We start from the raw sequence: 14,396 nt of genomic DNA on the forward strand, positions 1-14,396 counted from the left end.
TTGTGCTTTGATGATTTCGATGGCTCTTCCTGCGCAGGAAGTCCCTAAGATCAAACCAATCCCTCCCAACCCTCTTCCTTACGATCTTCTATTGAGGCATGGGCACCTTCTTGACGATCGAAACCATATCGACGGCCTGCGCGATATCGCCATAAAGGACGGTAAGGTTGCTGCGGTTGCCGCTCATCTTGATCCGTCCAAGGCGCTCAAAACCATCGACGTAAAAGGCTTATACGTTACGCCAGGACTGATTGACCTCCACACTCATGTGTTTACCGGAACGGGAGAGCGCGGCTCCTATGCGGGAGACCTTTCCGTCTATCCGGATGGCTTTACGTTTCGCAATGGCGTCACAACGATCGTCGATGCCGGAAGCTCCGGTTGGAAGAACTTTGACGACTTCAAAGCCAAGATTATCGATCGCTCGAAGACTCGTGTCCTCGCGGAGCTCAACATCGTCGGTTCAGGCATGCGTGGGCCGCTCTTCGAAAACAACATTGACGACATGGACGGGCAACTAACGGGCGAGAAGGCAAAGCAGTTTCCCGGCGTCATCGTGGGCATCAAAAGCGCACATTTCACGGGGCCCGAGTGGAAGCCTTACGATCAGGCCGTCATCGCCGGCAACATAGCGAACCTCCCCGTCATGATCGACTACGGCGTCCGCCGGATTGAACGGCCTCTTATTGAACTAGTCTCAACGCATCTGCGGCCTGGCGACATCTATACGCATTGTTTCTCCGGCCTTCGCGGAGAGCAGAATCCTGTTACCGGTCTGGCTTCAGAGTCTCTACTCGTCATGCGCAAGCGCGGAATCTATTGCGACGTAGGTCATGGAGGTGGGTCATTTTCCTGGACTGTGGCCGCGCCTATCGTTCGCTCCGGCTATCTGCCTGACTCTATTTCGACCGATCTGCATGTTGACTCTATGAATAGCAGCATGAAAGACATCTTGAATGTAGCCGACAAGTTCCTGGCGCTCGGCGAAACGATCCCACAAGTGATAGCTCAGATGACTTCGCATCCGGCCCATGAGATCGAACAGGAGCAGCTCGGAAATCTCTCGGTCGGCTCCGTGGCCGACGTTGCAGTCCTGTCTGTCGAAAGAGGGAACTTTGGCTTTGTCGATATGTATGACACCAAAATGATGGGTACTCGGCGGCTCGTATGCGAACTAACGGTGCGAAACGGCAAAATCGTCTATGACCTGAACGGCATTTCCTCAGACATGTGGAATGCAACGAAACATTCATCAGACGAGCGTCTGGCGGGGCATTGGACAAGCTTCAACGAGAGGCCCTTTGGAGCATCGCGAGGTCAGCGTTTCCCGCAATCGACGCCTGTTGGTCAACCTATTCCGGCCCCAGCGAAGTAAACCCTGAAAAGGCCTAATATCAAGTCAGGTGTTTGCGTTTCGGGAGCTACCACCCGCAGTTGATCTAAGACTTCCGATAAAAGGAGCGCCATGAAGAAAGCTCGTTTCGTGATTGCCATGGCGCTTTCTGCTTCCATGCTCGCTTCTCAACCTGTGCCGGTTACTGTTGGATGGTCGACCCTGAAGACCTTGAACTCGGCGCAGCAGAGCTCTCCAGCACGAGCACTCGACAATCAGCTGGTTTCCATCCCAGGCTTCATGGTGCCATTAGAAGACGACGCCGACCAGGTGACCGAGTTCCTCCTTGTACCGTTCGCAGGCGCATGTATCCACGTTCCTCCTCCGCCCCCGAATCAAATGGTCTACGTAAAACTGCAGCACAATCAAAAAGCGAAGATGTCATTCGCGGAACCGATCATGGTCACGGGACATCTGCATGTCGCTACGGTGGACAGCCCCTACGGAGATGTCTCCTTCAGCATGGACGGCGACGCTGTGCGTCCTTACGAGCAGTAATGCAGCCAAGTGGAGCACTCCAGGCCTATGACCTACGACGATGCGATCCAACTCCGAGACGTCAGGTTCTCTTACAAACCGGATTCACTCACTCTCGGTATCGATGAACTCACAATCGCGTCGGGGCGCCGCGTCTTTCTGCACGGCCCATCCGGAAGCGGTAAGACGACACTACTGTCTATTATTTCAGGAGTGCTGACGCCCCAAAGTGGCTCAGTCCACATCGTTGGGCAGGACTTGAAGAAGCTTTCGGCTTCCGGTCGCGATACGCTGCGTGGCTCTCGCATCGGATACATCTTTCAAGGCTTCAACCTTATCCCTTATCTGACCGTCGCAGAAAATATCGCCCTGCCCTGCCAGCTTCATCCGATCCGACGCAATCGCATCAGCGCCGCCACGGTGAACAGCGAAGTTGCACGACTGGCTAGACGGCTTGAGATCCATACACATCTTGACGCTCCCGTGACCGAGCTCTCCACAGGCCAACAACAGAGGGTCGCTATCGCCCGTGCCATTATCGGGTCGCCGGAGCTGGTCATCGCCGACGAACCCACTTCGTCGTTGGACACAGACCGGCGTGAAGCGTTTCTCGATTTGCTGAACGAAGTGATCACCGACGCTATTCGCCAGGACAACTCGAAGACCACACTTCTTTTTGTCTCGCATGATCGATCCCTCGCCAATCACTTCGATGAGTCGATATCGCTCGAAGAGATTGCGACAACACATCGTCCGGAGAGCAAACATGATCTTGCTTAGGCTGGCTCTCAAGTCGCTCCGCGCTCGCACCCTCACAACGACGCTTACCGTGTTCTCCATCGCCCTGTCGGTCATGCTGCTTGTCGGTGTCGATCGCCTGCGCGATGCAGCCCAAGCCGGCTTCTCTGGCACCTTGTCCCATACCGACCTGATCGCCGGTGCTCGTGGGGGAGATCTTCCTCTACTTCTCTCCAGCGTCTTTCATATTGGGAATGCTGCAAATAGTGTCTCGTGGGATACCTACCAGCATTTCGCACATCACCCGGCCGTAGCGTGGACAATCCCAATATCGATGGGAGACTCCTTTCACGGCTATCGTGTTGTAGCCACAGACGACAACTTTTATAAGCACTATCAATACCACCGCACGAAATCACTTGAACTAGCGCAGGGCCATACTCCAGAGGCGCTCTTCGACCTCGCCATAGGCTCAGAGGTTGCGAGGCGTCTCAACCTTCATCTTGGGCAGCAGATCACGCTGGCACACGGCATAGAAGAGAAGTCAGTTCTCAATCACGCGAACACCCCCTTTACGATTGTGGGCATCCTGGCGTCTACATCTACTCCTGTCGACCAGGCTCTCTACATCACGTTACTCGGCGACGAAGCCATGCACTTCGGCTGGACCGACGGCACACCACCTGCGATCGGTGAGGCCGTCCCCAAGCTCGACCCCTCCAAGCTCAAGGTCGATGAGGTTACAAGTTTCCTTATCGGCACGAAGTCTCGCATCAGCACACTTTATCTGCAACGCGAGATCAATACGTTCAAGCCAGAACCACTCACGGCCATTATTCCAGCCTATACATTGCAGCAACTCTGGAGCCTGCTCGATTACGCTGACACCGCGCTCTCGCTGGTTTCGGTTGCTGTTCTCATCGTAGGTCTCCTGGCTATGCTGATCGCACTCTACACCGCGTTGAATGAGCGGCGGCGAGAGATTGCAATTCTGCGGGCCGTTGGTGTCCACGCACGACAGATCTTCCTTCTTTTTCTGCTTGAATCCATGCTGATTGCCGCTGCCGGAACAGCCCTGGGCATAGGAGCCGTCTACGCGATGCTCTTTCTGCTTCGCGGAGCGATTGAAAGCCATACAGGCCTCCCGATCGCCCTCGTCGGCCTTTCGCTTCGGGTCGAGATCTATGCGATAGGCACGATCGTCCTGGCAGCGCTTCTGGGCTTGATTCCCGCCGCTCGCGCCTATCGCAACTCACTCGTAGATGGCCTGAACGCTCGCTAAAAAGCTGTGCCTCCTGAGAGGCACAGCTCGATGCTTTGCACTTCTAAGCAGCTAGATATAAGCGATCAGGTCGATCTCAACGAGAGATCCTCCCGGGATGCCTCCGGCGGGCGCGACAGTCGTACGCACGGGCGGCACCTTCCCCCAGCGTCCTGCGTAAACGGTGTTCATCTTGGCCCAGTCGTTGATGTCATTGAGGTAGACATTAACCTTCAGCACCTTTTCCATAGAAGAACCCGCACCGATCAGGTTCTTCTCCAGTTCATCGAGAACATGCTTTGTATGCTCCTCGATTGTCCCGGTGAAATGTGCACCTACACCGGCCAGAAATAACAGGTTGCCATACGAAACGGCCCCTGAAAATAGTGGCGGAGCGGCAGCCGGATCGACATTCTTGTTTGCCGGATAGGACTTCTTCTCAAGCTTGCCGGTGGTTTGCGCTTCAGCCGGGGCCATTGCGATGACTCCTCCAGCGGCAACGGCGGCTACCTTAGCGGCGTTCTTCAGTAGACCTCTACGTGATGGACCTGACATCATATTCTCCTTCTGGAAAGACTATGGGTTGGTGAAAGCCTTCGGAAGCAATCAGGCCTTCGTTGAAGGAACTGCTCGTTCAATACTATCTTCTGATTACTCGAAGGACTTGAGATCTAAACGCAACAAACTACGTGCAGAGCTTTAACTTAAGTAGATTGAGGAAAACGGACTGCCGAGAAGTTTCTCTCGACAGCCACAGGTTAATACAACAGAGGGAGGGAGCTAGAAGATGATCTTTCCAGCCAGCTGAATAACCCGGGCACCGGTAAGCTCGCCAGGAATCGTCTGCACGGTCGTGATGGTTCCCGCAGTGCCCGCGCTAACGGCAGTACCGCTTTGCGAAGCTGCATTCAAGGTCGAGTTAGGATTTGATCCGCTGGGATGGTTGAAGATGTTCGCGGCCTCGGCACGGAACTGGAACTTGGCGCGATTCCAGATAGGAAAGTTCTTGAAGATGGACAAGTTCGCATAGGAGAAGCCCGGCCCATACAGCGAGTTACGAGCTACGTTGCCAAAAGCATAGTTGTAGCTCGCCACAGCTCCCGTTCCCGTCAAGGTCTGGGGAGCCACGGGCAAAACGTAAGCGGACACATCGAAGCAAGGCTTGTTGGTTGCGGCAAGATACTTATAGGCGGTCTTGAGACTGCAATTGGAGCTCGGAGCGTGAGCCCAACTCGGACGAGTTGTACCCTGATCGAAGCCTGCGGTGTTGTAGCCCATAGACACGGTGTAGGGCATACCTGTCTGCAGGTTGATGATCGTATTCACCTGCCATCCTCCAACGCCTTCGCGAAGCAGAAGGTTCGAGCCACGAAGAGAAGGAAGCTCGTAGGTCAACACACCGACGAACCGATGCCTGATATCCCAGTTGGAGTTGCCGTAGTCTGCGGCAACGTTGAACGGCTGCGTAACGGTACCACCGCCGTTAGAATCAGAGGAGATATCGAGAGCGTGCGACCAGGTGTAGCTCGCTTGCCCTGAAAGACCGTGATAGGACCTCTGGCGAAGAATAAGGCTAAGGCCGTCATAGTGCGCCCAGGCAAAGTTCCTCAGATCTCGAATGGAACCAAACAGCTGGTTAGGACGCACCAGGCAATTTGCCTGTCCGCAGGAACCCTGGGGCGAATTAAGATTGACCTTCGTTGGTTGAGAGAATGTGTTGCTGGAATTCAACTGGTTCGGGAGGTTGTCATACCAGCTCGTGTCCAGGTCCAACGAATGAGAACCGATATATTGTGCCTCGGCCGCGGCACCCTTCCATAGTTCCTGTCCAAGCGAAAGATTCCACTGATAGCTTCGCTGCGTCTTGTTAGCCGGATCGTAGGTGACCGCGCTGCCATAGGTGCAGGTAGGGCTGCAAGTACCCGTCACAGGGTTCTTCGCCTGCCCTGGAGTGGGGTTAGTAAAAGAAAACGGATTGGCAGCCGTTCCTGACGCAGCGAAGTATTGAAAGTTAGCGCCGAAGGGATAGTTATTGCTTGTCAACAAGGTAAAGCTATTAAGTTGGTTGGCGTTATAGTAGGCGCCTACACCGCCACGCAGAACCGTCTTGGGCAGGGCGCGAAAGGCAAAACCGACTCGTGGTCCCCAATTGTCGTGCGTTGGGCTGCCGAGCTTCAATCCTGGAACCGGCACCCAAGTAGCGGCGGTAGTGGCATTCGAAGCCGGAAGTAATGCTGTCTGATCGGCATTCATAGTGCGCGAGAAGCCATTGAGACTGTAGGGCACCGTCGGCAGATCATAGCGCAGCCCATAATTCAGCGTTAATTGCGAGTTGGCTTGCCAATTATCTAAGACGAAAAAACCGTCCCTATACTCTGCTACTGATCCCTTGGGGCTCGTAACCGGAGTCTGATCTTTTGCGGGAAGGCCGAGAACGAAATCAGCACGGGCATCGCCGGTCACCGTACCATCGAAGGTGAAGAGGCCAAGCGCTTCATTCGCGGCAATACGTCCGGTTTCCAGCTTCCGGATCTCGAGCCCCGCAATGATATTGTGCCTTCCATGCGAGTAGCTAATCTGATCATAGCCATCAAGATTACGGTCATCCTGGAACCAGTTTGTGCCGTTGTTGCCAATGTTCATTCCGGTGGCGGAGCTTACCGTAACATTAGGAATACCGGGCATATTTTGGGTGGTATCATAATTGAAACCCGGAATACCCAGATCGGTGCCGGCTGTCTTCAGCCCGTTCACATACCAGTAGTTCAACGAATCCGTCGTGAACTGATTTAATCCGACATGAAAATCGTTGACGAGATTGGGTGTGATGATATGTGTATAACCAATAGCGTAGTTGCGACTATTAGCCGGTCCATAGCCTCCGGACACTGGCACCTCATTGCCGTTGGCATAGGTAAGATCCTGCCAATGAAAGCGGAAGAACAGTTTTACTTTCTCGCCAATATTTTCATCCACACGTTCGAGTGTTTGTGCAATGAAAAGGTTGTTGCTGTAATTGACGCTCGCAAGATTGTTATTTATACCACCTATATTAGGAAGCGGCACATAGGCTTCATACTTCTTTGCTATGGCCGCAGCACCGGTAGCCAACTCGCTGGCGGGAATCATGTTGTTAGCGTAAGGCTTACCAGTCTGTGGATCCGTGAGGCATATGCCACCCGGGAGGCCTGTTGCTGGGTCTATGCAACTTACTCCCTTCAACGTCCCGAGAGCGGAAAAATCGCCTTTCTCCATATCACTTGTCAGCACAGTCGCCGTGCCCGTAGACTGCGCTTTTTGATTCAGCTTCTCATAGGCACCGAAGAAGAAGGTCTTATTTCTGCCGTTGTACAATTTTGGAACAAGAACAGGACCGCCCAATGTAAAGCCCCATTGGTTATAGTTCAGCGGAGCTTTGGGGGTCGCAGCCGACGTCGATGTCGCTTTAGTGTCGGTGAAGTTCCTTGCGTCCAGTACCGTGTTCTTTACATAGTCATAGACCACGCCGTGGAAGTCATTCGTCCCGGCCTTGCTCAACAGGTTCACATGCACGCCGAGATACGCGCCGTACTGCGCCGAGTAGTTACCGCTTTGCATCTGTACTTCTGAGATCATGTCCGTTCCAGGGCGAGCGGGCGTTACGTTGCCCAGGTTATTCATGACCGAGACACCGTCAAGCGTTATCTCATTCTGCGTCTCGCGCTGGCCTGCTCCAATGAAATCAACTCCTGGAGGGTTTCCGGAGTAGTTTGTCTTTGACCCGACGGTTACGTTAGACGCCAATGCAGCGACTTCCAGAGCATTGTGGCCCTGGACTGGAAGATCTTCGACCTGCTTGGTCTCAAATGTTTCACCGAGGCTCGCGTCATCTGTTGCCAGGGGAGGCGTACTTGCCGTGACCGTTACCGTATCGCTGGCAGCACCCACCATCAGGTTAAAGTTGGTACGAACCGCTAAATCAACCTGTACAAGAACGCCAACCGTATTCACCTTCATGAATCCAGGCTGCTCAACCGTGATGTCATAGACGCCAGGTTGAATGAAGGTAATTGCGTAATAACCTTCATTGTTGGTGACGGCTTCCGACCTGACCTTGGTGTTTTCTTCGACCGCAACCACCTTCGTTCCGGCTACGGCGCTTCCGCTGGGGTCCAGCACAGTTCCAACGAGGGAAGTATTATTTGCAACCTGGCTCCAAAGGAACAAGGGGCTCAACAGCAATACGAGACAGCAACAAAATGCCTTCTTCATGGTGGGCTCCTAAGTTGATCCTGGCAAGCCAGGTTACTTCGCTGTGATATTCGTCTACCGCTTCATGTCCAACATGAACCGCCCTCGGTGCAACGCCAATCGTCATTTCTAGAGTGTTGCCATTGGATTACAGTTCCATGTAACTGTCATGGGTCAGTTGCCAGTGCTGCGGCTAGGCTAATTGCCCTACCTGGGCTTGAATTTGAGCAAACAGGCTATAAACACAAGACAAATCTTGATTAAGCGATCTCCATTTTCACGATGTGCAGTGGCTGTTCGACTGCTCAATTTCCTCGAAGACGCAAGCAAACTTGAGGCCCCATAGCCTGAACTGATGAATGGCATCAGGAAATATTATGAGGAGCCCTTAGGTCAAACGTCCTACGCATTGCGTACTTACCCGTTGACAGCACTGCGCATGCAATCGCATAGTGTCAGTAATCAGGTAGCAGCCATGACTCCACAGAGCATTCGGTGATCCGTTGGGATGAGTTGTTTCGTCTTCGCAGGTCGTTCCGATTCTCATTCAGCATTTGCGATTTCGCCGGAGCACCATGTCGAGTATTGTTGACCGCCAGGATTCACGATTCGCGGTAGCTCATCGTGGACACAACGCACGTTTCCCCTCAATAGCTGCTGAGGCTACCGGTCGCGTTGAATATTGTGAGAGCGTTGAAGACGCCGCAAACGCACTTCAGCAGGTGATCAATGCGGGCTTACGGCCAACTGTAAGGTCTTCGGGGCACTGCTATGAAGATTTCATCGCAAACAATCCGAATGGTGCGATCCTCGACGTCAGCTTGCTCAATCAAGTGACATCAGGCCGGAGCGGAGCGGCGCCTTATAGCATCCAACCGGGCGCTATGCTGGGCAATATCTATCAGGAGCTTTATAAACGTTCCAATGTAGTTCTGCCGGGCGGGAGTTGTTTTACCGTCAGCGCGGGTGGTCATATTAGTGGGGGTGGCTACGGAATCCTGTCTCGCCTCTATGGCATTACCGTGGATTGGATCTCGTCCGTCGATATCCTCACAGTCGATGCGGCTGGCAAAGTAGTTCCACTCCACGCCGACTCCCATCATCATCCAGAGCTGTTTCGCGCACTTCGCGGAGGACAGGGCTCTAACTTCGGGCTCATCACGGGCTTTACATTCAACCAACTCCCACCTGCCCCGTCTGAGATCATGCAGGCGGCAGTTTCGTTTGATTGGGAAACAATGACTCCGGAGAGGTTTGTGAAGATTCTCACGACCTATGGAAAGTATTGGGAAGAAAATGATCAGAACAAAGAGACCTGGGGGCTTTTCGGCTACATGGGTATCACCAGCCGTTCATCAGGTCGTTTCGGCATAAGTACGGTCTTCACCAATCCCGATGGGACTGTAAAGGATGTCTCCGTTCTTGCGGATTTCCTCGACCGTTTTGAAACCTGCAAACCGATTGCCGATGCTCCTCTCGGCTATGCAGCGCATCGGTTACTGGGCCAGGAGATGGATCATCGCTTCAATATGCCTTCTGTCTGCTATGGGGAACATCCCATGGTCAGGAGTTCCTGGATCTCTGCGGCGAGCGAGGGAAGCGGAAACAGTATGAGCAGAGGCGTGCGTGCTAAATACAAATCTGCTTACATGAAGAAGGCTTTCACTGAGGAAGAGGCACTAGCACTCTATCGAATGCTCTCCGACGACAGATCGCGTGGCCTCGTAGTCGCGGTCGATTCGTACGGCGGGGCCACAAACAATCCAGCGCGCGCTCGTGACACTGCGATTCCACAGCGTACATCGGTCATGAAGCTGCAATATCAAACTTACTGGCAGGATGAGAAAGAGGATAGCTTTAGGCTCGCGGGCATCCGGGACACATTCACGGCGGCCTACTCAACGTCAGTTGCCGATCCAAAGCATATCGGAACCCCCTTCCCTAATGATCACTACGATGGCTGCTACATCAACTATCCCGACGTCGATATGATCGAGCACCCCTATTGGCCACAGCTTTACTACGGCACCGGCGACCTCTATCCATTGCTGCAGCGGGTTAAGAAGGACTACGACCCCCATAATGTCTTTCACCACACGATGTCCGTCCGCGCCGATGTCTAAGGTGGCGAAACGCAGTATCCTCGTCCGCTCAAGACGAGAGCAGAGTGAGAGAGGCATCTGTCATGACACGAAGAACCTTTGTCCAATTTCTTGCGACCTTGTCTGCGGCACAAGGTCTTGGAGTTCTCCAAGGCTCGGCATCTTGTTCCGCGCGATCAACCAAGTTTAGATATGTTGCCGCCGAAGAGAACGCCATCTATGTTTTTCGCTCAAACACCCGGAACGACTGGAGTATCGTCCAGGTTGCATCATCTCCCTCTCCTGCCTCGATCCTGCTAGCACCTGATCAAAGAACACTGTATGTTGCCAATGCAGTAGACAATTTTGAGCACCGTCCCTCGGGCTCAGTTCAAATCTTCTCCATTGACAGCAGGTCGGGAAAGCTCACTTGCTTGCAACGGCAGTCACTCGCACTTTTCACGACAAGACCCAGCCAACTTGCCATATCTCCAAACGGAAGGAACCTCGCCGTAGCTGCTGCCTGCGGAACCGTAAATCTTCTGCCTATCCACAAGGACGGTACAGTGGGCCACGTCACAGCCTGCGTGAAACGGCTATCGATCAACAACATCCCTTCGCGCGATCGACCCACTTATCGGCACGATCTACAATTTCTGGATAACGACACGATCCTCGCAGCCGAACCCGACTCACACCGCACTATCGCGCTCTCGGTCTCAAGGGATGGGTCGCTCTCATTTAACACCTATCAGCCGATCTCGCTCGTCAGGAATGAAGATGATTCCATGACTTTCGATTGATCAAAGATTCCTGAACATTGCCACGTCAGCAGATGACAACAGAAGTGGCGAAAATCAATTGACACAGGAAATCGATTGGAAGGAGAAGATCGAATACGTCGAGCTGATGGTGAATTTCGTTGGATGCTGCATCTGAAATAACTGAGCGCAATGCGGATGGAACGATCATTCTGGTGATTTGATCCATTGACGGAGGTTCGCCCGGGTGTTGTCCGTCGCACCAGAGGCCAGCGTCGCCCAGCTCGTGCGGTGTATGAAGTCGGGGCCGAAGCCTCCAGTCGCACTTTTGACTTCTGACTTTGTAAACACGAGCTTATCGGCATTCCTGTGTTTTTCAGGGCGATTGTTCTACCCTAGTTATGGAGTTATCGAACGGCCATTCGGAATCGACGCGTTGAAGGATCAGATCGCGGCGGGAGCTTTCATGTGGGTATTCGGATCTTTGGTGTTCCTCGTTCCAGCCATCTACCTGACCACCCGATTCTTGGCGAACGGTCGTCTCATAAGTGAGAAGACAGGACTAGAGAGGACACGTGCGCTGGCTCAGTAAATTATTTGAATTCGTCGGCAAGTTGGGCTTGTTTAGCCTGCGGGTTGTAGGCGATTCCCTCAGGCCTCCGTTCGAATTTGCCCAGTTTTTCCGTCAGGTCGCAGAGGCGGGAAACAAATCACTCATCCTCATCGTCGTGTCCGGTTTTGCCCTGGGAGCCGTCATGACTCTCCACACAAGAAGCACCCTGGTGATGTTTGGCGCCACGGCGATGATACCAGCCGTACAGGCAGTAGCCTTCTTCGTCGAAATTGGGCCGCTGGTCGCGGGACTGCTGCTTGCAGGTAGAGTCGGCTCAGGAATCGGAGCGGTCCTTGCAAACATGAGAGCGACTGAGCAGATCGACGCTATCGAATCGCTATCGATTGACTCGTTCAAATTCCTCGTGGTGCCTCGAGTCCTGGCCTGTGTGGTCGTTCTTCCCATCCTGACACTTTTCATGGATTTCGCAGGCCTGCTCGGGGGCTTCCTCTCAGAAGGACTCACCTCGCACATAGGGCCGACACTCTACGTTAATCGCGCCTTTGACTATATCCAGTGGTCAAACTTCATTGCGCCGACCCTCAAAACTACCGTATTCGGTTTCATCATCGGCTCCGTCTCTTCCTACTTTGGCTATACGACGGACAAGGGAGCGAAGGGCGTCGGCGAAGCTGCTACCAACAGTGTTGTTCTGTCGTCCCTGTTGATCATCGTTGCGGACGTATTGCTCATCAAGTGCATCTTCTTCCTCTTCCCGGACACTGCCATATGAGCGAGACCCAAAACATCGCGGTGGAGTTTAAGCGCGTGATGAAGTCGTTCGGTACAAAACGCGTACTGAATGACGTCTCTTTTCACATCGGCCAAGGTCAGGCCCTGTGTCTACTCGGTCGCAGCGGTACCGGTAAGAGTGTCACTCTCAAACTGATTATGGCTCTTATGCAACCGGACTCGGGAGAGGTCTGGGTCGATCAGGAGAACGTAGTTGGGTTGGACGAGCAGGGGCTGTCTCACGTCCGCAGAAAGATGGGCTACCTGTTTCAGGATGCAGCACTCTTCGATTCCCTAACCCTTTATGAAAACCTTGCACTGCCTCTCCACAGACTAACCAAGAAGCCCAAGCCCGAGATTCAGGACGTGGTCCACCGTACTCTCACCGATGTCGGCCTGGGAGCGGATGGTGCGAAATATCCATCGGCACTCTCTGGGGGGATGAAGAAGAGAGCCGGCCTTGCCAGAGCCTTGGTCCTTGAACCAAAGATTCTGCTGGCAGATGAACCGAGCAGCGGGCTGGATCGTATCACCGCCTCTGAGATCGATGAACTCCTCATGCGTTGCAAGACCGAACGCGGAACGGCTCTGATCATCGTGACGCATGATGTGCACGGTGCCCGCAGAATAGCTGACCGGGTCGCCGTGCTCGATCAAGGAAACCTTGTCGCCTTTGGGTCGGTTGACGAAGTGAGCCAGAGCGAAAACGAAGTCGCTCGCAAACTTATTACGGAGTGAAGCAATGTCAAGACGATATCTTGCTGTAGGAATCTTCATCATTGCCGGCGCAACCTTGTTCGCTCTTGGGATCTTCCTTATTGGGAATCGTCATGAAGCTTTTTCGCGCCACGTGCTGTTATATACGGAGTTTGCCGATCTCGATGGCATAGCCAAGGGTTCGAAGGTGCAAGTAGCGGGCATGGATGCCGGCCAAGTGACGAAGATCGACATTCCTAACTCCCCGAGTGGTCATTTTCGCGTCCAGATGAAGGTCAACGAATCGCTTCACGGCCTGGTTCGGACCGACTCCGTCGTCACGGTCGATACAGAGGGCGTGGTGGGCGATACTTTTCTGACAATTCATTCTGGATCCCCGGTTGCGGCGATCGCGCAATCGGATTCGGTGCTGCAAAGCAAGTCTCCCGTAAGCATCTCCGACCTGCTGACTCATGGTCTCGGGGTCATGAATGATGCGGATGCAACGATAAAGCAGGTAGGAGGCAAGCTGGGCGTTACGCTGGACAGCGCCAATGGCGCAGTGGGTAACGCAAACGACCTGCTCGTAGGCCTTAAACAGGGTCGCGGGCCAGCCGGGATGCTTCTCCGGGATGAGAAGATGGCAGGTCAGATCCGAGAGAGCATGTCGAACGTGCAGGCGACAACTTCGAACCTCAACCAGGCTTCGGGCCGTGTCAACAGCCTCGTTGCAGACGTTCAGCAGCGGCAACTACCGCAGAAGCTTGATGACACGATGACGGAAATTCATTCCGCTTCCACTCGGGCTGATGCGAGCATTCAACAGGTCCAGCAAAGCCTGACCCAGGCCCTTGGCCCCGATGCAAACGGTGTCACGGCGGGCCAAAACATCAGCGAAGCTCTGACTAATGTCAACGCTGCGACAGGCAACATGGCCGAAGATACCGAGGCACTCAAACACAACTTCTTCTTCAAAGGCTTCTTCAATCATCGTGGATATTACACACTGAGCAGTCTTTCCCCTCAGGAATACAGGCGCAGTAAGCTCTTCGGAAATAGCCAGAGCCCGCGCACCTGGCTGCAGGCCGACGCATTGTTTCAGCATGGGCCACATGGTACGGAGGAATTGAGCGTAGACGGAAAACGTGCGATCGACGCTGCTGTTACCTCACTGGGAGACGCGATCTTCACGCACCCTATTGTGATCGAGGGATATTCTGATGCCGCAGCGTCAGCCGATGCTCTTTCCTGGTCCTACGCTCGCGCACAGATCGTTCGAAACTACCTCGAGGCACGCTACCCCTTCACCACAAAGAATGTAGGCGTGATGCCCTTGAGCTCAACTCCGCCACCGGGACTGGGGCATGATCATTGGTCCGGTGTATGCATCCTGATCGCCGAGAAGAAATAGGCG

General features: G+C 53.7%; 12 protein-coding genes. 10 read left to right on the forward strand and 2 right to left on the reverse strand.

The window, feature by feature from the left end:
• The first annotated feature begins 19 nt into the window (after positions 1-19).
• The 4 genes from ACIX8_RS17170 (at position 20) to ACIX8_RS17185 (ending at position 3,890) form a co-directional block, all read left to right on the forward strand.
• Positions 20-1,375: an amidohydrolase/deacetylase family metallohydrolase gene (locus ACIX8_RS17170; protein ID WP_044178957.1), complete on the forward strand. Its 1,356-nt coding sequence runs from the start codon at positions 20-22 to the stop codon at positions 1,373-1,375.
• A gap of 90 nt (positions 1,376-1,465) precedes the next feature.
• Positions 1,466-1,891, forward strand: a complete 426-nt coding sequence (locus ACIX8_RS17175; protein ID WP_014266646.1) for a DUF3299 domain-containing protein — start codon at positions 1,466-1,468, stop codon at positions 1,889-1,891.
• 27 nt (positions 1,892-1,918) lie between these two features.
• Positions 1,919-2,650, forward strand: coding sequence for an ABC transporter ATP-binding protein (locus tag ACIX8_RS17180; protein WP_014266647.1), 732 nt, complete (start codon positions 1,919-1,921; stop codon positions 2,648-2,650).
• A complete protein-coding gene (locus ACIX8_RS17185; protein WP_014266648.1) occupies positions 2,637-3,890 on the forward strand; it encodes an ABC transporter permease in 1,254 nt (417 codons plus the stop codon). Before ACIX8_RS17180 ends, ACIX8_RS17185 begins: the two co-directional genes overlap by 14 nt.
• Positions 3,891-3,941: 51 nt before the next feature.
• On the opposite strand, the gene ACIX8_RS17190 is transcribed toward ACIX8_RS17185, so the two are convergent.
• Positions 3,942-4,427, reverse strand: a complete 486-nt coding sequence (locus ACIX8_RS17190) for a RidA family protein (RefSeq protein WP_223295366.1) — start codon at positions 4,425-4,427, stop codon at positions 3,942-3,944.
• A 222-nt stretch (positions 4,428-4,649) separates the two neighbouring features.
• Positions 4,650-8,120, reverse strand: coding sequence for a TonB-dependent receptor (locus tag ACIX8_RS17195; RefSeq protein ID WP_014266650.1), 3,471 nt, complete (start codon positions 8,118-8,120; stop codon positions 4,650-4,652).
• A 554-nt stretch (positions 8,121-8,674) separates the two neighbouring features.
• On the opposite strand from ACIX8_RS17195, the gene ACIX8_RS17200 reads away from it, so the two are divergent.
• The 6 genes from ACIX8_RS17200 to ACIX8_RS17225 all read left to right on the forward strand — a co-directional run bounded on the left by ACIX8_RS17200 (position 8,675) and on the right by ACIX8_RS17225 (position 14,393).
• Positions 8,675-10,222, forward strand: a complete 1,548-nt coding sequence (locus ACIX8_RS17200; RefSeq protein ID WP_014266651.1) for an FAD-dependent oxidoreductase — start codon at positions 8,675-8,677, stop codon at positions 10,220-10,222.
• Positions 10,223-10,284: 62 nt separating this feature from the next.
• The gene (locus tag ACIX8_RS17205) at positions 10,285-10,983 is read left to right on the forward strand and encodes a lactonase family protein (protein ID WP_014266652.1); all 699 of its coding nucleotides are present in this window, start codon (positions 10,285-10,287) and stop codon (positions 10,981-10,983) included.
• A 253-nt stretch (positions 10,984-11,236) separates the two neighbouring features.
• Complete coding sequence (locus ACIX8_RS17210; RefSeq protein ID WP_150110909.1) at positions 11,237-11,533, forward strand: cytochrome c oxidase assembly protein; 297 nt, start codon at positions 11,237-11,239, stop codon at positions 11,531-11,533.
• Positions 11,517-12,287, forward strand: coding sequence for an MlaE family ABC transporter permease (locus ACIX8_RS17215; protein WP_014266654.1), 771 nt, complete (start codon positions 11,517-11,519; stop codon positions 12,285-12,287). Before ACIX8_RS17210 ends, ACIX8_RS17215 begins: the two co-directional genes overlap by 17 nt.
• Positions 12,284-13,024 (forward strand): ABC transporter ATP-binding protein, encoded by a 741-nt coding sequence (locus ACIX8_RS17220; RefSeq protein WP_014266655.1) that lies wholly within the window; start codon positions 12,284-12,286, stop codon positions 13,022-13,024. Before ACIX8_RS17215 ends, ACIX8_RS17220 begins: the two co-directional genes overlap by 4 nt.
• A gap of 4 nt (positions 13,025-13,028) precedes the next feature.
• Positions 13,029-14,393 (forward strand): MlaD family protein, encoded by a 1,365-nt coding sequence (locus tag ACIX8_RS17225; protein WP_014266656.1) that lies wholly within the window; start codon positions 13,029-13,031, stop codon positions 14,391-14,393.
• Positions 14,394-14,396 lie beyond the last annotated feature (3 nt).

This window comes from Granulicella mallensis MP5ACTX8 (assembly GCF_000178955.2).
GTDB classification, from domain to species: domain Bacteria; phylum Acidobacteriota; class Terriglobia; order Terriglobales; family Acidobacteriaceae; genus Granulicella; species Granulicella mallensis.